This window comes from Antarcticirhabdus aurantiaca (assembly GCF_009765365.1).
GTDB classification, from domain to species: Bacteria; Pseudomonadota; Alphaproteobacteria; order Rhizobiales; family Rhizobiaceae; genus Antarcticirhabdus; species Antarcticirhabdus aurantiaca.
The window spans coordinates 1-21915 of sequence record NZ_VTOM01000012.1 but is presented as its reverse complement, the minus strand read 5'-3'; the positions used below and the strand labels follow the sequence as shown (position 1 = coordinate 21915).

Below are 21915 nucleotides of genomic sequence, written 5' to 3'. Positions count from 1 at the left end.
GCGGGAGGCAACTATCTGGGCTCAGCCACACCGCGCTCGCTGGGGTGTGGATCACGCGGCTTGGCTGGTTCGACCGGACCGTAGAAGCCCTGGATGCACGGCACCCGCCGCGCCTCGAAGCCTGATCAAGAACGCGCGGGCAGCTCTCGGCTTCCGACGACCGATCCCGTCGCCGGCCGACTGCACTCGGCAGTTTCGGGTCGATCCTGTCGAAGCTCGACGGACGAGCCTCGCCGGCCGCGGGGAAGCTTCCCCTCGCGGCGGCTGCGGGCGAAGCCGCCGAGCGAAGGCGAGAGGCGCCTCGCCCTCGCCTTCGCCGGTTGGGTCTCAGGCCGTGTGATAATAGTCTTTGTACTGCGAGATGTAATAATCCGGCGAGTCCATGGTCTTGTAGAGCTTCATGCGGGCCTCGTCGGCCTTGTTGAAGATCGCGCCGAGGCACTTCTCGTACAGGGCCGGATTGTCCGCCATGATGTTGCGCACGAGCTTGCGCGACGTGCGGCCCCATTCGACCACCATGATGAAGCCGTCGATGCGATTCGCCATGGCTCGCGCGTCGATGACGGGCCCGAGCGGCGGCAGGTCGATGACGATGTAGTCGAAGCTGCCCCGCAGACGCTCGATCAGGTTCGCCATTCCGGACGAGGTCAGGATCTCGCTCGAATGGTAGACTCTCTGGGTAAGCGAGACCGGAAGAACCGCGAGCTTGCCGTTCGGGCTCCAGACGAGGCAGTCCTCGATAGGGCTGGTGCCGTAGGCGGCCTCGACGAGGCCGACCGTCGGCTTCGAGTTCAAAGACCGCGACAGGTTGGGATTGCGAAGGTCGCCGTCGATCAAGAGGACACGGCTGTCCTGCGAGGCGAGCAGGGACGCGAAGTTCGCGGACAGGGTGGTCTTGCCCTCCCGCGGCAGGCACGAGACCATCCCGATGACTTTGGCCTGACGGTCGGCGAGATAGGTGTTCGCCGCGAACCGTGCATTGCGCAGGGTTTCGGTAAACGGCGAGAGCGGGGCCGTCGCGGCCCGATTGTTGAGGCTGCCGGCGCGCCAGATGTCGGCCGAGGCCGCGCCGTCGACCTGGGGGTCGGATTGGGCGAGATTGCCGACCGAGCCGAGGAACTCGACGCCCAGTTCGCTGCGCACCTGGCTACCAGTGCGGAAGAAGCGGTCGCGATGCTCGCGGAGCGCAGCGGCTCCGACACCCGACGCCGCTCCGAGCACGGTCGCAAGCGCCAGGATGATCGGCACCCGCGGATAGCTGGGGCGCGACGGCGGCTTGGCCGGCGTGATGACCCGGGCTTCCGTGATCGGGAAGGACTGCTGCTGGAGCGTCTCGTGATAGCGCTGGAGGAAGACGTTGTAGAGGTTGCGGAAAGCGTCGGCTTCGCGCTCGAGCTCGCGAAGCTGGACACTGGACGTGTTGGCCTCGACGTTCTCGCCGGCAACGCTTTTCAGGCTCGTGGACAGCGACTCTTCGCGGCGCTGGGCGACGTTGTAGGAACTCTCGTAGCTTTCCGCGATCCGCCCGAGCTCGTCGAAGATCTGGGTCTGGTACTCCGCCATCTCGTCGCGCAGCCGCACCGCTTGCACGTGCTGGGGGCCGAAGGAGCGCTCGACCTCGCTCAGGCGGCGGGACGCGTCGAGGTAGCGCTGGCGAAGGTTGACAATCGTCGCGTTGCCGAGCGCGTCGTCGACCACGGCGTCGGTGCGCCTGTTCTTGATGATGTCGCGGATCTGGTCCAGCCGCGCCTTGGCTTCGGCGGTGCTCGCGCGCGCCGCCACCAGCTGCGTGCTCAGCTCGCCCAGTTGCTGCTGGGAGACGAGCTGGTTGTTGGAAGACAGGAGGCTGTTCTCGTTCCTGTAGTTCTGCACCGCCAGATCGGCGTCGTAGGACTGCTGCCGGAGCTGGGCGAGACGCTCCTCGAGCCAGTCGCTGGCGCGTCGCGTCGCGCTGTACTTGGCTTCCAGCTGGTCGTTCAGATAGGCCTCGCCGTAGGCCTGCGCGATTCGGTTGGCAAGATGCCGATCCGCGGAGGTGTAGCTCAAGCGCAGGACGTAGGTCTTCTCCACCCGCTCGACGGCGAGGTTCCCCCGCAGAATGGCAGCAGCGGCGATGAGCTTCGCCTCGCGGCTCGGCCCGTCCGCCGCTTGGCTCGGGGACACCGACAGGACGCTCTGCGCGACGCTGGCGACGCCGCCCGTGATCCGGCCGAGCATCGACGGGTTGCCGGCCATGAACGTGGGATCATCCAGCAGTCCGATGCTTTCGACCACGGACCGGGCGAGTTGCTCCGATCGCAGGATCTCGACCTGGGTCATCATGTCCGAGTCGTCCTGGAAGACATCGGTGGGCACGGTCAGGGTGCCGATGACGTTGGAGGTCCCCTTGTCAATCATGAGGTCGGTGGAGGCCGTGTAGAGCGGGACAGCCAGCGACACGTAGCCCACGCCCAGAACAATGCCGGCAAGCGTGCACAAGCCGATGATCCAGGCCTGGCGGCGCAGGGCCGCCAGGATGTGGTTCAGCGCGATCGGCTCGAAGCCGGATCCGTCGTCGGGCGCGTTGCCCGCGAGCGCCAACGGCTTGTCGTTCGATTTGGACATCAAGGATCCGGGACGGTTTGCTTCTCGGGGGCGGCAGACACCCAATCTATGGCATATTTGCGTGCAGGTTTCAGCACACCGCCGGACAAGAGGACAAAAGCCGCAAAACCAGTGTTCAAATGCGCTTCATCTCGTCGTGACGGACGGGGGGCCGGTTAGGTGCTTGCCGCCGGCCGCTCCGAGACGCTCCATCAGGGCGCGGATTTCGTCGTCATCAAGGCTCGATCGCATGTCCCCGCCCGCGCGGCGCCAGAACCGCTCGCGATCCAGGTCGCGGGCGATCTCTTCCAGTCTCGCCTGGACCTGGCGCAGGTCGCCGTGCAGCCTCATGCGCCGACGACCCGCCCAAGACGCGTAGATGCACAGGAGAAGGGCGACCACCCAGGCGGCCGCCAGCTCCAGGAGACCAAGCGAAGGCGGCGCGGCCTCGAAGAAACGCGCGACGCCGAGCCAGGCGAGAATCGCGACCGCAACTACCAAAAGAACATCGCGCTGCAACGCCGCCCATAAGATCAGGACAACGAACGGAAGCGCCGTGACGATGGAGAGCGGAACCGACATGTCCAGCATCTCGAAGCTTCGCCCTGCCCATTCACGCACCAAAACCATCGCGGCATCGACGGCGGCGACGTCATAGGTCGAGTTCAGGAGGTCGCTCATCTTCGTCAAACCGGCTTCATCTCACGAAACTCGGATTTTGATGATCAACACCATTTCACGCCCGCGCCCCTCGCGCAAGCGCGAAAGCCCCGTCCACACCCTTGTCAGGCCGCCGATGGAAGAGGCGGCCTGACAAGGGTTGCGGAGTAGAGGCGCAGAAGCGCGTCGATCCATTCGTCGGGGGTTTGGGACAGGCTCGCCTCGCCTGAATGGCCGCGCTCGCTCATCGCCCGGACCTCCTCGGCGGGCAGATCGACGAGCGATCGAAGCGTCCCGGCGATGTCGGCGGGATCGTTGAGGTCGAAGGAGAAGCCGAGCCCGTTCGCCAGGATCTCCTCGCGCAGGAAGGCGGTCCGGGACACGAGCACGGGCAAGCCGCTCCCGGACGCTTCGGCGGCGACGAGGCCGTAGGGCTCAGGGTAGCGGGACGGCATAACGACGCCGCGGGCGCTCCTCAACAGCTCCGCGATCTCCTCGCGGTTGCGCCAACCGTGGAACCGGACGTCCGGATATTGCTTCGACAGCTCCTTCCTCAGGGGACCGTCGCCGATGACGGCCAGCGGCACGCCCGCGCTTCGGGCAGCCGCCAGGAGTTCGACGACGCCCTTCTCGGCCTCGACGCGACCGACGAAGAAGACGGTGCCGTTCGCCTCGCTCGGGATGCGGCTGCGCGAAAAAGGCTCGGCGGGGTTGCGCACGGTGACGAGGCGGCCGGAAGAAACGCCGCCCTTGACGAGATAGGGCGCCATCTTCTCGTGGATCATCGCGACGGCGGCCCAGGGCAGGCTCTGCGGGAAGGTGGAATCGAGCACCCTCTTGCGGGCCGAGCGCCAGAGCTTCTGCGCGTAGTTCCGCTTGTCGCAGTTCGTGGACAGGCACGAGGCGCTCAAGGGAACCCGCTCGCAGGGCTCGCCGCGCTTGTAGTCCATGAAGGCGCCGTTGGGGCATGCCAGGAAGAAGTCGTGAGCGTGGATGACCGTTCGCGCGGCCACGGGACCAAGGGCCGAGAAGATCGACGGCGTCAGGATCTTCGACCATCCGTGAACGTGATAAACGGTCGAGGGCGTGTCGCGGGTGCGGACCCAGTCGGCGACGGTCTTGCGGGCGGCCGGGTTGAAGGCGCCTCGGGCGAAGGCCGCCACGGGATTCTGCTTCACCAGCGGCGCCCCGCCCACCGACACGACTTCGACCCCGAGCCTTTCCAGCTCCTCGTTGTCCCCTTTGTCGCCGACGATGTAGGTCACGTCGAAGCCGCGCTGGCGCAGCAGGCGGATGGACAAGAGCGCCAATCCCGTCGCGCCGCCGCGCGCGATCGATGCGTCGTTCAGGATCACGATCCGGGAGATCACGGCGGGCTCAACTCCATGCAATGGCGACCAGTTATCGAAGCTCGCCGATCAGGTACGACGCCGACCACCGTCGCGCTAGTCGGACGAAAGGTTCCGCTTCGCCCGGGCAGACATGTCGTCGAGGGCGGCCGCCCGGACGTCGCGATCGAAGTCGAGCGCCGTCGCGACCGCCTCTTCCGCCCCACTCTCGTCGCCCCGTCCGATGGTCGGAATTCTGAAAGCCGTCGCCACGGCGGCGATCTTGCGCGAGCCGTCGTCGACGACGAGCACGGGGCGCTTCGACAGAAGGGAGAAGATGACGGAATGCAGCCGGTTGGTGATGACGATTCCCGCCCGGCCATACTCCTCGAGAAGCACGTCCAAGCGGTTCCCCGCGGACTTGCGGGCTCGAAGTCCGTGCCCTTCGATCAACAGATCGGAGGCCTTGGCATCCATCCCCGGACGTGGGTCGTGGCAGGCGAAGACCAGTTCGGCATCGGGAAAGCGTGTTCTCGCCGCCTCGAGCAGTCGGGGCAAGGCCGCGCCGTCGATTGAGCGCTCCTCGCTGCCGTCGATGCAGGGTGCGATCAGGATCGAAGGGGACGCGGCGGCAGCTCGGCTCTCATGTCCGTGGAGGCGGCTGGGATAGAAGGCCATGTCGGCCGTCTGCAGCACCTTGGCGCCGGGAACGATCCGGGCGGCGTTGACCGCCGACGCCTCGTCGCGCACCCGGATGTCGCCGGCCCGGCCAAGAACCTGCCGCCAGAGAAGGCGGAGCTTGCGGGAGCGGACCGCGCTGACGCCGAGCCCGCGGGTAGCCACCCGTCCGCCTCTGAGCTTGCAGGCTGTGACGCCCATCGCGAGAAACAGCAGGCTGCGCGTCGAAACGTTCTCCCGCACCAGCTGGCCGCCACCGATGACCATGTCGCACCGCGATGCGAGGGACAGGAAGCGCGGCAGATCCCGGCCATCCACGATGCGGCCTGCCGCTTCCGACACCTGCTCCTCGATCTCGGCAGGCAGAGGAGCCCAGCGGCGCACCCAGGCACGTCGCCCCTGGTCGCGCGCGATCTCCAGGTTCTGCAGGAGAAGCGCCAGATCGCCGAGGTTGCAAAGGTCGCCGCAGATAAAGAGCAGATCACGTGTGCCGGTCATCATGTCCTTCATGCGGCAGGAAGCGCTTGAGCAAGCTTCGAGGATGCAGGCGTCATAGAGCCTTTGCGGGATCTCCCCGGGCTCGGGCTTGGGTTCTTACAACAGTGCCGCGGGTCGAACCAGAGCAAATGCGGGGGGAAATGCTGCATTGCAAAAACGGCAGCGACTGGCCGGAGAAACGAGGCCGTGCCATGTCTCCCAAGCGGATCGCGCGCCTGCCGCCGACGAAGGATCCAGATGCGGGTGAGCCGAACTCGCCGCCGCCTGTCCGGCGCCATGCTCGCATTGCCGCATCGGCGTTGCGCGGCGCAATACAAGATGAGAGCAAGAAAAAGCGCGGATGCGTAAAATGCTTAGGAGCCCTTTAAACGGCCATTCCGACTCCACTGCTTCAATGTCCCGAGTGCATCAACCCACGCCCGGGATCGTTCAATGTCCTTCAAGAAGATCGTCGACCCCCTCTACGACCAGCAATGGCATCTGCGGTCGCTGGGTGGCGACATGGAGAAAATCTGGGCCGATTACGACGGCAGCGGCGTCCACACGGGCGTCTACGACGACGGGCTCCAGAAGAAGCACGAGGATCTTGCCGGAGCGTACGATGCGAGCCGCGAGATCCTGATCAACGGCGTCGTCGCCAACCCCGCAAGCGGTACGGGCTTCCACGGAACCAGCGTCGCCGGCCTCATCGCGGCTCAGGCGAATGGCCTCGGCGGGGTGGGCGTCTCCTACGGCGCGTCGATCACCGGCGTGAACGTCTTCAGCGGCATCGCCTCCGGCAACAACATGATCGCGGCCCTGGAGCAGACGAACAGCTTCGACACGGTCAACATGTCGTGGGGTTGGACGAAGAAGTATGCCGACAACGCGACCGAGAAGGGCAGCTTCGGCGACTTGTTGGTCGGAGCCTTCGAGAAGGCCGCGGAGACCGGGCGCGACGGGCTCGGCACGATCATCGTCAATGCGGCGGGCAACGACTGGGTGACCGCCCATCGCGACGCGAACGCCTCGTCCTTCAACCAGAGCCGGCACACGATCACCATCGGCGCGATGGGCAAGGACGGAGATGCCGCCGGCTACAGCAATCGCGGGTCCAGCATATTCGTTTCGGCTCCGTCCTCGGAAGCCAAGACGTTTCTGACGACCACCGACGCCATGGGCATCAGCGGCTACAATTCCTCGAACTACTCGAACACGTTCGGAGGAACCTCCGGCGCCGCGCCGATCGTCACGGGCGTCACCAACCTGATGCTCGACGCGAACGAGCAGCTCGGCTGGCGCGACGTGCAGAGCATCCTGGCCATCACCGCCGACCACGCCGGAAAGGCGGCCCTCACGGGCGGCACGGCCGGTCGCATGCAGTTCGGATGGACGAACAACGGTGCCCTCAACGTGGACGGCGGCGGCTACCACTACTCGAACGACGTCGGCTTCGGCCGCGTAGACGCCTTCGAGGCCGTCCGCTACGCCGAGGTCTGGGGGCGTTTCGGCGAGAGCCAGACGTCCGCCAACGAGAAGCACATCAACGTCGCGGGCTCGGCGTCGAAGGTGATCAACGGCAAGTCGGTCGCCGAATTCACCTTCACCGCGGACCAGAACATCGTCATCGAGCATGTCGACCTCAAGCTCACGCTGACCCATTCCAACATCGCCGACCTCCAGATCGAGCTGGTCTCCCCCGACGGCACCGTGACGATCCTGCAGAGCGCCGGAGGTTCGGGCGTCGCGGCAAACGGCATGTCGTGGATCTTCGGCTCGGAGGCCCTGCGCGGCGAGCTGTCGAAAGGCGAGTGGACGGTCCGCGTCTCGGATCCGAACGGCGGGTCCGGCGGCTCGGTGAGCGGCTTCTCCTTCGATGCCTATGGCAGCGCTCCGAGCATCGACGACGTCTATCACTACACGAGTGATTTCGCGAAGGCGGCCGCCGTCGACGGCCAGCGCCTGGTTCTGAGCGACACGGACGGCGGAACCGACTGGATCAACGCGGCAGGCCTGATCACCAAGACCACGATCGACCTGCGCGAGGAGGCCGTCTCGAAGATCGGCAACCAGTCGCTCGTCATCAAGTCCGGGACCGTGATCGAGAATGCCGTCACGGGCGATGGCAACGACACGCTGCGCGGCAACGACGCGGGCAACATCCTCGTCGGCATGCGCGGCGACGACGTCCTCGAAGGCGGCGGCGGTGCCGACACGCTCGACGGCGGCGCCGGCTTCGACACGGCCCGGTACGCCTCGTCGGCCAGCGGCGTGGACGTCCAGCTCATGCGGGACGTGCAAAAGGGTGGCGACGCGGACGGCGACCGGCTGATCTCGATCGAAGGCGTCGTCGGCTCGAAATTCGACGACATCCTGGTGGGCGACAAAGGTGCAAACCTCCTGTCGGGCGAGGCTGGAAACGACATCCTGTCGGGCCTCGGCGGCGACGATATCCTGACCGGCGGTGCCGGTGCCGACATCTTCGTGTTCAGCATCCCAAACTTCGGTTTGGACACGATCACCGACTTCGCCAGCGGCATCGACAAGATCGACCTGCGCGGCAGCGGCCTGTCCTATTCCCGGTTCATGTTCGAGCAGATCGGGAACACCCTGACGGCCTGGGTGGACAGCGCGGCGAGCAACACGGGAATCAAGTTCACCAACTTCAAGGGCACGCTCTCTCTCCTCGACGTCCTCGTGTCCGACAACGTTGACGAACAGCCCCAGGAGCCGGTGGATGGCGATCCCGAGGTGCCGGACGCACCAACGGACGAAGAGGACTCTGGCTCGCCCAACGACGACGGTGCCGACGGAGATGGCGAGACCGGGGGCGACGAGACGCCCGTGACGGATCCGGTCGACGGGGACGGCTCCTCGCCTCGCCCGGCGGTCAAGCAGACCACCTCCAGCGTCGACTACGCTCTGCGCGCCGGCGACCTGAACCTGACGCTGACCGGCGCAGCCATCTCCGGCACCGGCAACGAACTGGACAACAAGATCGTGGGCAACGCCCAGAACAACATCCTCGTGGGCGGCTACGGCAACGACTCCCTCCATGGCGGCGCGGGCAACGACACGCTGCGGGGCGATGACGGCAACGACAAGCTCCTGGGCGGCGACGGCGACGATGTCCTCGAAGGCGGCGAGGGCAAGGACACGCTCGACGGCGGCACCGGCGCGGACATCCTGCGCGGCGGCGCGGAAGCCGACAAGTACATCGTCGACAACATCGGCGACGTCGTCGACGAGGTCTTCGGCCAGGCCAAAGACGATGGCGCCGTCGACACCGTGCTCGCTTCCGTCAGCTACACGCTCGGGCAGAACGTCGAGAACCTGACGCTGACGGACGGCGCCATCTCCGGCACCGGCAACGCGCTCGCCAACAAGATCATCGGCAACGCCCAGAACAACATCCTCGTCGGCGGCGCCGGCAACGATACGCTCGACGGCGGCGCGGGCAACGACACGTTGCGCGGCGATGACGGCAACGACAAGCTCCTGGGCGGCGACGGCAACGACGTTCTCGAGGGCGGAGCGGGTAGCGACACGCTCGATGGCGGCAGCGGCGCGGACATCCTGCGGGGCGGTGCGGGAGCCGACAAGTACGTCGTCGACAACATCGGCGACGTCGTCGACGAGGTCTTCGGCCAGGCCAAGGACGATGGCGCAGCCGACATCGTGACCGCTTCCATCGACTACCAGCTCGGCAAGTACGTCGAGAACCTGACGCTCACCGGCACGGCCATCTCCGGCACCGGCAACGAACTCGCCAACAAGATCACCGGCAACGCCCAGAACAACATCCTCGTCGGCGGCGCCGGCAACGATACGCTCAACGGCGGCGCCGGCAACGACACGCTCTGGGGCGGCGCCGGACGCGATACACTGGTCGGCGGCGCCGGAGCCGATCGCTTCGCCTTCGACAAGACCAGCTTCGAGGGCGTCGACAAGATCACCGACTTCCGTGCCGATCACGGCGACCGCATCATGATCGTCGCCGAGGACTTCGGGTACTCGGCGGCCGTCCTGACGGGCGACAATGTGAGGACGATGGCGGCGGACTACCTGCAGATCGGCTCCAGCGCGACCTCGGGCCACGGCCAGTTCCTCTTCGACGCGAAGACAGCCACTCTCAGCTGGGATGCCGACGGGCAGCCGGGCGGCCAAGTGGCCATCGCCACCCTGACCGGCGTAACCAGCCTCTCCGCCAGCGACTTCCTGGTGGTCTGACGGCGGCGACGTCGAGAGGCGCGTCTTCTCCGAGCCCCTGCGCTCTCCCGTTCCCGAGTGATCCGGAGCGGGAGAGCGCTTTGGCGTCGGCCGGGGTCAGGCATCCTGGCTGCGAAGGCGCAAGGCGTTCGCCCTCGCGGTGACCCGGGTCAGCCGCCGACGGCTGGAAGGGACCGCCACGAGGACGAGGGCGAGGATGCCGTAGGTCGAGAACAGGGACAGGGCGATGGCGGCAAGGCCGCCCATGCCCTCCGCGCCATCGAGAAACGCGACGAGCGCGAAGGCAAGGATGGCGCTGACCACGACGGGCGCCAGCAGGCCGGCAAGATCGCGCGCGGCGACGGGGCCGGTGCGCCCGACGACGAGGAGCATCAGCGGGGCTCGGATCAGCAGGCTGATGAGACCGAAGGAAGCGGCGAGGCCGACGAGCCCCCAATGCAGGCCGACGAGAAACGAGACAAGCGCCATGAGGCTGGATACGGCGTTCCAGCCGAGCATCTCGCCTGTTCGATGCTGGCTGATGAACAGCCAGTTTCCCATCGTGAACAGGATCTGGCTGCTGCCGGCGAGCGTCAGCCAGGCGAAGATGGGCGCGGCGGACGACCATTTCTCGCCGAACAGGAGCGGAACGAGATCGTCCGCGGCGATCCCGAACGCCAGGATGCCGGGCGTCAGAAGCCATGTCATGGCGGATGCGAAGGTCAGATAGGTGTCGCGATAGGCCGAGGCGTCATCCTTCAAACGTCCGAGGATGGGAGCCACGATGCGGCCGAGGGGCGCCACGACGTGGCTGGAGGGCATCAGCTGCAGCTTGTAGGACAGGTCGTAAAGGCCGAGCTGCACCGGGCCGAACGCCTTCGCCACGATCACCTTGTCGAGATGCGCCCACAGGAAGCTCATGATGTTGGTGCCGCCGACATGGACGCCGAAGCGCAGGAGATGACGCGTTTCCGCCCCGACCCAGGGCCTCATCGGCCTCCATCCCGTCAGCGTCGCCGCCATGCTGAAGGCCATCAGCGATCCGGCCGTCACCGACATCCAGATCGCCCAGTAGCTTCGAAGGGCCAGCGCCGCGAGCACCGCCATGACCGTGGTGATGAGCGCCACGGAGATGTCGACGAATGCCAGCTCCCGAAAGCGCAGATCGCGATTCAGGAGGGCGATGTGATGAGAGGCGGCGGCGGAGGCGACAAGGGGGATCGCCCAGCTCCGGAAGAGCGCGGGGAGCCTGGGATCGCCGTAGAAGCGCTCGAGAAGCGGGGCGACGAGGACGAGCCCCAGCGCGATGAGCGAGGCCACGCCGATGTTGATCCAGAACAGCCGGCTTATCTGCTCGGGACCGATGCTGCGCGTTTGGACGAGCGTCTGCTGGAGCCCGAGATCCTGCACGAGGGTGACAAAGGCCACGATCGGCGTCACGGCGGCCACGAGGCCGAAGTCCACGGGCGACAAAATGCGCGACAGGGCAAAGAGCGAGACGAGCTGCAGGACCACCTTGCAGAATTGCGCCACGCCGATCGCGACAGTGCCCTGGAAGGCGAGACGCCCATATGCCCGTTCCGGGGCCTGCCTCACATCCGACACGCGACCTTCCAGCTCCGAACGGGCGCCACCGCGAAACGGCGGACGGACGGGAACGCCGCGCGTTCCCGTCTCCATCCTCTAGAGGCTGTCGCGCAGCGTGGATAGGTGTCGCGTCGGACGGACGGGCTCGACCGCCCGTCGGACCGCCAAGCCGGGACCGTTCCTCCGCCCGCTCTAGCGGAAGGCCCGATTCATCTGGTCCGTCAACGGCTTGGACAGATAGGAGATGATCGTCCGATCGCTGGTGTGGATGAAGACTTCGAGCGGCATGCCGGGCACGAGGTGCAAGTCGCCCAGTCGCGCCAGCTCCTCCGGGCCGACCGAAATCCGCGCCTGATAATAGGGCGCGCCGGTGCGCTTGTCGGTCTCGAGATCCGGGGAGACGCGACTCAGCGTCCCCCTGATCACCGGCGTCGTGCCGCGATCGAAGGCCGAGAAGTGGATCTCGGCGTCCTGGCCGGGATAGATCTGGTCGATGTCGGTGGGGCGGATGCGCACCTCGCCGACCAGGGCGTCCGCCTGCGGCACGACGACCATGATCGTCTCGGCCGGCTGCACGACGCCGCCGACGGTGTGTACGGCAAGTTCGTGCACCGTGCCGTCCTGAGGGGCGACGATGACGCTTCGATCCTTCGCTTCCTGAGCGATCACCCGGCGCTCGGCGAACTCGGACACCTCCTGCTGCGTCTGGGCGATCTGGTCCGTCAGCTCCGCCCGCAGCGTCTGGTCGATCTGGAGGATCTGGAGCTTGATCTCGGAGATGCGCCCCTTGTTGGCGGCCGTCGTCGCGGACAGGTCGGCCCGGCGGCCCTGAAGCTGGGACAGGCTGCGCTCGATGTCGGACAAGCGCTCGTAGTTGACGAGCTTGCGCTTGAAGAGCGCGCGCAACCCTTCGACCTCCTCGCCGATGATGCCGATCTCCTGGTCGAGGGCGGCCATCTGCGCCGCCTCGCCGTTCATCTGCTCCTCGATCTGCTTGATGCGCTCCTGAAGCTGCTCCCGCTCGCTCTGCCGGTTCTCACGCCGAAGTTCGAACTGCCGACGCTCGACGTCCAGGAACTGCTCGTATGCGGGCTGGAGCGCCAGAAGGTCCTGCGAAACGCTCGGAAAGGTCAGCTCGTCCAGGCCGTCGCGCTCGGCGATCAGCCGGTCGAGGCGGGCCTCCTTTTGAAGGAGGCTGCTGGTCGCGGCGCGCAGCTGCGCGTCGGCGACCACCTGATCGAGGACGACCAGGGGCTGCCCGGCATGGACCATGTCGCCGTTTTCGACCAGGAGCTCGCGGACGACGCCGCCCTGCTGGTGCTGAACCGCCTTCGGGCCGGTCTCGACGACGAGCGTTCCCTGGCCGACGACCGCGCCGGCGATCACCGTCTTGAACAGGAGGGCGCCCAAGGCCCCCGTGAAGGCCAGGATCACGGCCACCGTGTTGCGCATGTTCCTGCCGAGCCGCCGGAAGCTGTCCGTCCGGGACGCGCTCACCGCATCGAGGGTCAGCGGCGACAGCGCGCCGCCACCCATCCCCGATCCTTGCGGCGCGACCTCGGTCGAGCCCCGGCTCGACAGGGCGGTACCGCTGGAAGGCACGAGCATGTCGCTCTTCATGTTCTGGGTCCTGTTCTGACTCAAGCTGCGCTTGCCGCAGTGACCGGCGGCGCGGCGGGCCGACTCATCATGCTCTGGAGGATCTCGTCGCGCGGACCCATCTGCTGAACGCGTCCGTCGTGCATGACCAATACATGATCAACTGCCGAAAGGGCACTCGGGCGATGCGCGACGATGATCACGATTCCGCCGCGCGCGCGTGTCTGCATCATCGCGTTCTGAAGGGCGAGTTCGCCGTCGTGGTCGAGGTTCGAATTGGGCTCGTCGAGGACGAGCAGGAAGGGATCGCCGTAGAGCGCCCTGGCCAGTCCGACGCGCTGGCTCTGCCCTCCGGAAAGGCCGGTTCCCCCTTCCCCGATCATCGTGTCGTAGCCGTTCGGGAGGCGGGCGATCATCTCGTGGATGCCGCTGCTGCGGGCGACGGACACGATCCGGTCCGGCTCCGCATCCGGATCGAAGCGCGCGATGTTCTGGGCGATGGTGCCTTCGAAGAGGGCGACGCGCTGGGGCAGATAGCCGATGAACCGGCCGCGCTGGGTCGAGGACCACTGGTTCAAGGGGGACCCGTCGAGGCGCACGACGCCCGACAGCGGCGGCCAGAGGCCGACGAGAGAGCGCACGAGCGTCGACTTGCCCGAGCCCGTCGCGCCGATGATGCCGAGCCCCTCCCCTGCCCTGAGGCCGAAGGACACGTTGTGGACGATGGTTCGACCGACATTCGGAGGCGAGAGCGAGACCTGCTCGCATGTCAGCGTCCTTTGGGGCGCAGGGATGGCAAAGCTCTGATGCTCGGGCGGGTTGCTCTGCAGTAGCTCGTCCAGCCGGGTGCGGCTCTGACGGGCCGCCACGAAGCTCTTCCAGTGCGCGATGGACAGTTCGATCGGCGCCAGGGCCCGCGAGGACAGGATGGAGCTGGCGATCATGATGCCGCCCGTCGCATCCTGGTTGATCACGAGATAGGCGCCGACCGACAGGACGAAGGACTGCAGCACCATGCGGAAGGTGCGCGAGGTGGTGGACAGAACGGTCTGCATGTCCGCCATCACCCGGCTGACTTCGACGATTCGGCCGCTGACGGCGCGCCAGGAGCCCGACATGGCGAGCGTCATGCCCATGGCCTGCAGCGTTTCGGCATTGTTCTGGCTGGCCTGCATGAGGCTGAAGCGCCGGTTCTGCGCCTCATGAAGGTTCTTCGAGGGCTGCTTCGTCACGACCTCGCTCACGAGCGTGAGCGCCACGAGGATGAGGGCGCCCGCCACGACGGTCAGGCCGATGGCCCAGTGGAAGCTGAAGCAGATGGCGAGATAGATCGGGATCCAGGGCAGGTCGAAGAGAGCCGTCGGCCCCATGGAGGAGAGAAAGCCGCGCACCTGATCGAGGTCGCGCACCACGCCGGACGCCTCGTTGCTGCCCGACGCCGCCTTGCGCACGAGCAGGTCGTAGGTGCGCCCGGTCAGAGACTCCTCGATGATCAGGCCGATGCGGGTCAGCATCCAGCCGCGGGCGATGTCGATGAAGGCCATGAAGACGTAGACCAGGAGGGCGATAAGCCCGAGCGAGACCAGAGTGGGCACGCTTCCACTCGGGATGACCCGGTCATACACGGCGAGCATGAAGATCGAGCCGGTCAAAGCAAACACGTTCGCGACGCCGCTCAGAGCTGCCAGCGAAATGAACGCGCGCCGACACTGGCTGAGGCACTGCGAAATCTCTGAGCGCATGAAGTCCAGTCTTTCCACTTCGGAAACAGAGCCCCGCCTCTAGGGGAGGCGGAGCTCTAAGCTGAAAATTACGATATACAGGCAAGAAATGCTATGAGGGACCGCAAGCATGATGAATGTGCGCGGCCGCGTGGCGATCAACCGCGCGTGTCTGCGACATTTCCCAACGGCATCGCCGAAAACCGCGGCTCCGACGACGGGTCGGCGACCTCCCGGCGGCGCGCCCGTCGCAGGGTTTCCGCGCGGGTGCCGACGGCGATGAGGCAGCCGTACTGGAAGGCGACGAACAGGCCGAAGTCGGCACTCGTTCCGATCAGGAAGCCCACGATGAAGATGGGCAGAAACGCCCATCGCACCGCGCTGACGACGACGGCCCCCTCCTTGTCGTCGGGATGCGCGTTGCGGGCGAGAAGCTGGACGACGAAGCCGTAGTAGAAGAGCGTGCCGAGGATCCCGACGCTGCTGAGAACGGCGACGAAGGCGTTGGAGGGACGCGTCGATCCGACCCCGACCCCGATGCCGTAGGTGTCGATCATGGCCTGAAGCGACACCGCGGTCCACATGTTGCGCTCTTCGAAGGACTGCGAGCCGGTCTTCTGGAGCACCATCCGATCGAACATGGCCGTGATGGGATCGAACAGGGAGGGAATCATCAGGAGGATGAACAGGACGGCCGAGACGCCGCCGAAGGCCAGCCAGAATTCCAGCTTGAGCCCGCGCGTCCTCGCGCGCCGGATGTTGGAACCGTAGGCGCGCCACAGCCACTCCGCCCCGGCCAGCCCGGCGAGCAGCACGAGGCCGACATAGGTGGAGGAGGACGTCGAAAGCCAGCAGAAGAGAACGAGGAGCCCGAGGAGAGACAGGAAGATGCGGCGGTCGACGACGTCACCGCTCATCCAGTGACGGAGGAAGACCATGAGCGTGAGAAAGCCCAGGCAGAGATTTCCGAAGCTTGAAGCCTCCGGCATCAGGCCGATCACGCGCTTGGCGCCGAGCACCTCGACCTCCGTCAGGAGCGCGTAGGTCGCCGTGCGGAACGGCTCCAGGAGCGGCGCGATGGGCGCGTACTGGCTGGCGAAGTCGAGGAAGCCGGTGAAGACGGCGATCGCCGCCCCGAGACAAAGGCCCAGAAGGGCGTGCCGCCGCATCGCCTCGTTCTGCAGCACCCGCCCGAAGGCCACCACCGTCATGATCGAGATGGTGAGATAGGCCAACTGGGAGATGTTCTGAGGGGTCGGGTAAAGGGGGTAGGACGCGTTGAGCGTGCCCCGGACAGGGATGATGTCGACCTGGCCGAGAAACACGCGCGGCATGAAGAGGGTCGTGAAGACCGCGATCAGCCAGAACAGGAACAGGAGCAAGCCCCGGCTCGGCATGAGGGCCGTGGCGATGACGAAGTTCACGCCGCGCAGGTTGGCGAGCGAGCGCGCCGCGATCAGGAGGGCGACGATGGGCGTCGGCGTGAAGGTCAAGCCGGCCGTCATCGGCGGCGGAAGGGCCGCTAGCGAGCCGAAGGGCATGGTCGCGAAGAACAGGTAGATCAGGACCGGCTTGCGGCTGAAGAGCCCCCAGAGCGCCAGACCCCAGAAAATCAGCATGGGGACGACGAACATGAACCGCCTATCCTTCGGCTCGAAACCCGATCCAGCCGCGCGTGGCCGCGGAAGCACGGAACCGGTCGCGGCACACAACCGCTCCCGCCGTTCTATCCTGCCATGTCGCTGCAGCGCAACAAAGTCTTAAGCATGCCCAAAGGGCATGATTGAGGCGGATTCACGCTGGAGACCGTTCGGGCAGGCTTTGATTCCGCCGCATCATCCGGCGGTCGGCGCGGCTCGCTCCGCTTGCAGCCGCGTGATCAGGTCGGTCATGCGCCGGCGGAACTCGTCGGCGCTGAACGCCTGCGCGTGCCGGCGCAGGCCCGCCGGATCGAAGCCCTGCGGCATGGCCTCGAACCGGTCGAGCGCCTCGTTGAGGCTTTCTACGCTCTGGTGGGGGAAGCGGATGCCGGCGGCCTCGACCACCGTTTCCCGCGCGCCGCCCGAATCGTAGGCGATCACCGGTGCGCCCGCGGCCATGGCCTCCACGGGCAGGATGCCGAAGTCCTCCTCGCCGGGGAAGATCAGCGCCCGGCAGCGCTGAAGGTGGTCGCGCAGAACGGGAAAGGGCTGATAGCCGAGAAAGGTGACGTTCGGTCCGGCCGTCCGTTTCAGCCGTTCGGCCTGGGCGCCATCGCCGATCACGACGAGGCGCCGGCCGCTCCGGTTGAAGGCCTCGACGGCGAGATCGACGCGCTTGTAGCGCACGATCTGCCCGGCGCAGAGATAGAAGTCGTCGCGCGGCTGCGTCGGGTCGAAATCGTCGACGGCAACGGGCGGATGGATGACGGTGGAATCCCTGTTGTAGAACTTGCGGATGCGTCGGCCGACATGGGCGGAATTGGCGGCGAACGCGTCGACGCGCGCCGCGGTGGTGACGTCCCAGACGCGAAGCGGCGGGGCGAAGACGTTCATCATCGCCTTGCCGACGCGGCCGAGGTCGCCCTTGTAGATATGGAAGTGATCCCAGATGTAGCGCATCGGGGAGTGGCAGTAGCACACGTGCAGGGCGTCCGGACGCGTGATGACGCCCTTGGCCGGCCCGGATTCGCTGGAGATCACGAGGTCGAACGACTGGAGGTCGAACTGCTCCAGCGCGAAGGGCATCAGCGGCAGCATCTTCGTGTAGTTCCGCGTCGCGCCGGGAAGCTTCTGAAGGAAGGATGTGTGGATCGTCTTGCTTTGCAGGAGAGGCGAAAGCTTGGAACGATCACAGACGAGCGTGAAGATCTCGGCCTCAGGATACAGGCGGCAGAGTTCTTCGACGACCTTCTCGCCCCCGCGCATCGTGACCAGCCAGTAGTGAACGATTGCGACTTTCATCAGGACTCACGTCGACCAGGAGCGTTGAACACGAAGGCGGACACCGTCGCGGGCCCTGCTCGGCCCGCCAGGCAGATCAAGGGAGGCGTTCGGGCAAGCCGTCCGATAGGCGGAAACGAGACGAGGCCTCAGCGCGCGGTTGCCCCCGCGCCGGGTGTCTGCGCCGGCTCGGGTGCCGCGGCGGCCTGGCGGTCGTCCGGAAGACCCGTTGTCGGCGCGTCGTTGAGCCGTACCACGACGGTGTCGCCCGGCAGCAGGGTCGTATCCAAGGTCGCGGCGACGCGCTCGGACCGGCCGCCGCCGTCGCGCATGATCTCGACCGTGGGTTCCGTCTCGCGCGGAGAGAAGTATTGCAGTCGCTGGCTCAAGCGCTCGATCTGAGCGCGCGTGGCGACGAGCTCCAGCGAGGCGGCCTTCAGCTGCGCCAGGCTTTCGGAACGCCGCTGCGTGGTCGCCTCCTCGAGGGAGCTACGCATCTCGACGAGTTCGCGGTCGAGGCGGGCCAGCTCGGCGGACACGTCCAGCGACCGGCTCGCGACCAGGAAGACCGAGCGTTGCGCCTCGTTCAAGCGGCCGACCTGCACCAGCCCCTTGGCGTAGAGCCCTTCGACCCGCTTCAGCTCCTCCTGGTAGAGGCGCGTTTCCTTCTGCAGGTTCTCGTTCGACTCGGTCAGAAGGTCGCGGCGGGTCTCGATCGTCTCGATCCCCTGCCGGATCGTCGCGCGGCGCTCGTCCAGGTCGCGTTGGCGCGTGGAGAAAAGTTCCTGCTCGTTCCTGAGCAGTTCGTCGCGCTGGGCGGGATCGAGACCGTTGTCGCGGACCGACTCGAAAGCCGGCACGCCGCCGTCCTTCAACTCGGCATTGAGGCGCTCGATCTGCAACTCGATCCCGGTTTCCTGGGCGAGGAGCGCGCGCCGCTGCTCCTCGCTCCCGAGGAGTTCGAGCGCCGGATCCTGGCGGGTGCGGAACGGACTGGCGCCCCCTGCGACCGCGATGGCCTGCCGAACGCTGGTGCCGGAACGGAACGGCTGGCTCCCGGGAGTGAGGATGTCACCCGACACGTAGATCGGCCGGTACTCCGCGATGTCCAGAACGATCGCCTCCGGCGGTATGACGTCCCACACCGTGCGGCCGTTCTGGTCCGCGCCGATCGGGAACGAGCCGGACTTCAGCTTCTCGGCAACCTCCGCCTGCAGTTCCGCCACGGTGCGGCCCGCCGCTTCGAAGCGGCCACCGACGGGAACGCTGATCTGCCCGTCGAGATCGACCGCGATGCGCTGATCGATCCGGTTGGCGCCCAGGACGACGAAGTTCAGGACGTCGCCGGGCTGGAGACGATACTCCTGAGCCTGAGCTGATGCCGCGAAAAGCGCGACGCCAAGGCCAAGGACTGCAGTCAGCCGAATCAAATAACGCATAGCCTTCCATTTCGAATCGCGGGCGGCAGGGCGACACGCCCTGCTCCGCAGATCACAGGCCCTCAGGCGGCACCTTCACCTTCGGGAACACGCCCATTCACGGGCCAGCGGCTACAGCTTCATTACCCGCTCGGGGTCGACCCGTCCACGCAGAACGTCCCCGAGCGCGATCAGATTGCCCTTCAACCGGCCGGCACGATCGATGTGCGGCTCGGGCCGGAGGCTGCGCACAAGGTTCGACAAGAGATTCTGGCGCATGAGACGCAGCGCGAGGCTGCGCGGAACGCTCTTCTTCCTGAGAAGATAAACGGGATTGACGATCTGCGAGTAACCGAGACGCCGTCCCGACGTCCGTCCGCCCTTCACGCCCATGTGCACGCCTGAAAAGGCCTGAGACTTGACCAGCTTCCCACGCCGGGCGAGGCGGTGCGTGAAGTCGATATCCTCCAGCCAGCCGTAGAGCGGAAGGCGCTCGTCGAACTGCAATCCCTCGCAGGCCGACAGGCGCACGGCCATGTTGCAGCCGTAGAGCGCGGCGATGGGGCGCTCGGCGAGCGAGATCGGCGTCGCCATGGAGCGCTCCACCATATCGACGGCCTCGTCGAAGCCGAAGCCCCGGCCATGGATGCCGTCGGCGATCAGCCCGCCCGTCGCCCCGACCAGATCGGCCTCGCGGGCGAAGCGCGCTTCAAGCGCTTCGAAGTAATCGGGCCGCGGGACGAAATCGTCATCGAGGAAGATGACGATGTCCGCCCGCTCCCGGAGCACCTGGAGAGCACGATTGCGCTGACGGCAGAGTCCCGGCTCGGAAAATACGCATTCGACACCAGGCGCCAGAGAAGCGAGTCTTTCGACATCCCCCGGCTTCGTCGCAGAAACGACGACGCCGTCCGCCGGCCTCGTCTGCCGGCCCAGCCATTGAACGACGCGGGACACCGTTTCCGGACGACCGATCGTCGCGATGGCGACGTACAACCTAGCCACTCGCTCCAACTCCTCTTGCCGCCGCCTTCGCCGACGAAGCGATCGCTCCGACGCCCGGTCGGCCGCCTCGAAGGCCCTTCAGGCGGCGTCGGCAAGTTCGGGCACTTCGATCCCGATTTCCCGTCGCGGCCGCCGAAGGCAATCGCATCCGGCGTGCCTGCCGTCCGGCAGCTGCGCTGGCGGCGCCGAGCCCAACGCCACCTGCAACCGACCGGCAGCCTGATTTTCGTACGCATCCACTATCATGAGCGTCCGCCGCTTGAGAAGTGCTGCAATGCAGCATAGAACAGGTGCGGGTGCGCCGCGCCTCCCATCCTCCCCTTCACGTTCGGGTCAGACAGTTGCGGGACTGCGGGTCAGCCACCACATCGCGGCGTTGGTCGGCAGGCCAATCCGGGACGAGCATGAGCCCGGTTCGGGCGAGGCGGGGACCCCCTGCAACGCGGCTCGTCGCCATCAACCATACGACCAACAACTCGTGAGTGATCCTTCATCCGCGTGATAGGGTTCAAGCACAAGGAGGGCAGTTCCGAGATGCAGGTTCCGGGAAGCGAAAATTTGATCAGGCAGATCGCTTTTCGGATGCGTCAAAGGCCCGAGGCCAGGGACGACAACGCGGAGAGGCGGCGCCTTCAGCTCACGAGCGATCCCGATGTCATCTACGCCATCGGAGACGTTCACGGCTGCCTGGATGCACTTGTCAGGCTCGAGCGATTGATCGTTGAGGATGCCCGCGACCGGGCGGGCACGAAGCTCATCGTCATGCTGGGCGACTACGTGGATCGGGGTCCGGAAAGCTGCGGCGTCCTCGACCATCTACTGGCTGGTCCGCCCGCCGGGTTCAGGCGCGTCTGCCTGAGTGGCAACCACGATCAGGCGTTCCTCAACGTCTTCTCGCGGCCGGAGACCCTGCATCACTGGCTGGACATCGGCGGCTTCCAGACCCTGAAGTCGTACGGGATCGGCTCTCGGGAACTGCAGGAGCACCTTCGTTCGGGCTTGAAGCACGGGGTCCATTTCATCGCGGCCGCGGTGCCGGCGGAGCACCTCACCGGACTGCGGCAACTTCCGGTCAGCCTCGTGACGCCGACTTACTTCTTCTCTCATGCCGGCGCCCGGCCCGGCTATGATCTCGCCGCGCAGTCCGACGACGATCTGATGTGGATCCGCCGAGAGTTCATGACGGCTCTGCCGGGGACGTTCGACCGGATCATGGTGCACGGCCACACCATCGTGCCGAGACCCTGCGCCGATGCGGTGCGCATTTCGTTGGATACGGGCGCCTATCGCGGGGGCGGCCTTTCGGCGGCGCGCCTGGATCGCGATGGCGTGAGCTTTCTGTCGGTTCCGTCGGCTTAAGGGTCTCTCAAGCGCCGCCGGCAAAACCGCGAAGCGGGTCCGGTCACGAAATCCCTGCCGGAACAGAAGGATCGTGACGGAAGAGCCGCAACGGCGCTCGTCTACGCCCTCCGGCGGCTTGATTTGTGCAATGCAGCATAGGATACCGGACGGCAAGAGCCGACGACCTTCGAGGCCGGCCGGCATCGTCATGGATCGTCGGGCGGGCCCCATCCTTTCGAGACCTGAGAAATTGCGAGTAGGGCGATGACCTCACTGATTGTACCGATCATCATGGCGGGTGGTTCGGGCACGCGGCTTTGGCCTGTGTCGCGCGACACGATGCCCAAGCAGTTCATCCCGCTCTTCGACGAGGGGCGCTCGACGTTCC

The 21915-nt window shown here is 66.3% G+C and carries 14 protein-coding genes and 1 pseudogene; 3 read left to right on the top strand and 12 right to left on the bottom strand.

Features of this window, described 5'->3' with window-relative positions:
- Positions 1-327 precede the first annotated feature (327 nt).
- From FZN60_RS15045 to FZN60_RS15030, 4 genes are all read right to left on the bottom strand, one after another.
- The gene (locus tag FZN60_RS15045; RefSeq protein ID WP_158874320.1) at positions 328-2604 is read right to left on the bottom strand and encodes a polysaccharide biosynthesis tyrosine autokinase; all 2277 of its coding nucleotides are present in this window, start codon (positions 2602-2604) and stop codon (positions 328-330) included.
- Positions 2605-2730: 126 nt separating this feature from the next.
- Positions 2731-3264 (bottom strand): hypothetical protein, encoded by a 534-nt coding sequence (locus FZN60_RS15040; protein WP_158874319.1) that lies wholly within the window; start codon positions 3262-3264, stop codon positions 2731-2733.
- 104 nt (positions 3265-3368) lie between these two features.
- Positions 3369-4613 (bottom strand): glycosyltransferase family 4 protein, encoded by a 1245-nt coding sequence (locus FZN60_RS15035; protein ID WP_158874318.1) that lies wholly within the window; start codon positions 4611-4613, stop codon positions 3369-3371.
- Between the two features lie 75 nt (positions 4614-4688).
- Positions 4689-5747 carry a polysaccharide pyruvyl transferase family protein gene (locus FZN60_RS15030; RefSeq protein WP_158874317.1) on the bottom strand — a complete coding sequence of 353 codons (1059 nt, stop codon included), beginning with the start codon at positions 5745-5747 and terminating at the stop codon, positions 4689-4691.
- A 432-nt stretch (positions 5748-6179) separates the two neighbouring features.
- Between FZN60_RS15030 and FZN60_RS15025 the strand changes: the two genes are divergently transcribed.
- Positions 6180-9956 carry a S8 family serine peptidase gene (locus FZN60_RS15025; protein ID WP_158874316.1) on the top strand — a complete coding sequence of 1259 codons (3777 nt, stop codon included), beginning with the start codon at positions 6180-6182 and terminating at the stop codon, positions 9954-9956.
- A gap of 96 nt (positions 9957-10052) precedes the next feature.
- Here FZN60_RS15025 and FZN60_RS15020 read toward each other — a convergent pair whose 3' ends face one another.
- The 8 genes and pseudogenes from FZN60_RS15020 to FZN60_RS29425 form a co-directional block, all read right to left on the bottom strand.
- Positions 10053-11540 carry a lipopolysaccharide biosynthesis protein gene (locus tag FZN60_RS15020; protein WP_158874315.1) on the bottom strand — a complete coding sequence of 496 codons (1488 nt, stop codon included), beginning with the start codon at positions 11538-11540 and terminating at the stop codon, positions 10053-10055.
- 174 nt (positions 11541-11714) lie between these two features.
- Positions 11715-13142, bottom strand: a complete 1428-nt coding sequence (locus FZN60_RS15015) for an HlyD family type I secretion periplasmic adaptor subunit (RefSeq protein ID WP_158874314.1) — start codon at positions 13140-13142, stop codon at positions 11715-11717.
- A 20-nt stretch (positions 13143-13162) separates the two neighbouring features.
- A complete protein-coding gene (locus FZN60_RS15010; RefSeq protein ID WP_158874313.1) occupies positions 13163-14863 on the bottom strand; it encodes a type I secretion system permease/ATPase in 1701 nt (566 codons plus the stop codon).
- Between the two features lie 137 nt (positions 14864-15000).
- Positions 15001-16476, bottom strand: a complete 1476-nt coding sequence (locus FZN60_RS15005) for a hypothetical protein (RefSeq protein ID WP_158874312.1) — start codon at positions 16474-16476, stop codon at positions 15001-15003.
- A 201-nt stretch (positions 16477-16677) separates the two neighbouring features.
- Complete coding sequence (locus tag FZN60_RS15000) at positions 16678-17784, bottom strand: glycosyltransferase (protein ID WP_158874311.1); 1107 nt, start codon at positions 17782-17784, stop codon at positions 16678-16680.
- 128 nt (positions 17785-17912) lie between these two features.
- Positions 17913-19193 carry a polysaccharide biosynthesis/export family protein gene (locus FZN60_RS14995; protein WP_210253419.1) on the bottom strand — a complete coding sequence of 427 codons (1281 nt, stop codon included), beginning with the start codon at positions 19191-19193 and terminating at the stop codon, positions 17913-17915.
- Positions 19194-19313: 120 nt separating this feature from the next.
- Complete coding sequence (locus FZN60_RS29430) at positions 19314-19790, bottom strand: glycosyltransferase family 2 protein (RefSeq protein WP_422570322.1); 477 nt, start codon at positions 19788-19790, stop codon at positions 19314-19316.
- A 120-nt stretch (positions 19791-19910) separates the two neighbouring features.
- Positions 19911-20138 (bottom strand): annotated as a pseudogene (locus tag FZN60_RS29425) (glycosyltransferase family 2 protein); the annotation flags it as partial.
- 582 nt (positions 20139-20720) lie between these two features.
- Here FZN60_RS29425 and FZN60_RS14985 point away from each other — a divergent pair.
- The gene (locus FZN60_RS14985; protein ID WP_158874308.1) at positions 20721-21545 is read left to right on the top strand and encodes a metallophosphoesterase; all 825 of its coding nucleotides are present in this window, start codon (positions 20721-20723) and stop codon (positions 21543-21545) included.
- 246 nt (positions 21546-21791) lie between these two features.
- The coding region (locus FZN60_RS14980) for a sugar phosphate nucleotidyltransferase (protein WP_158874307.1) at positions 21792-21915 on the top strand (124 nt) is incomplete at its 3' end.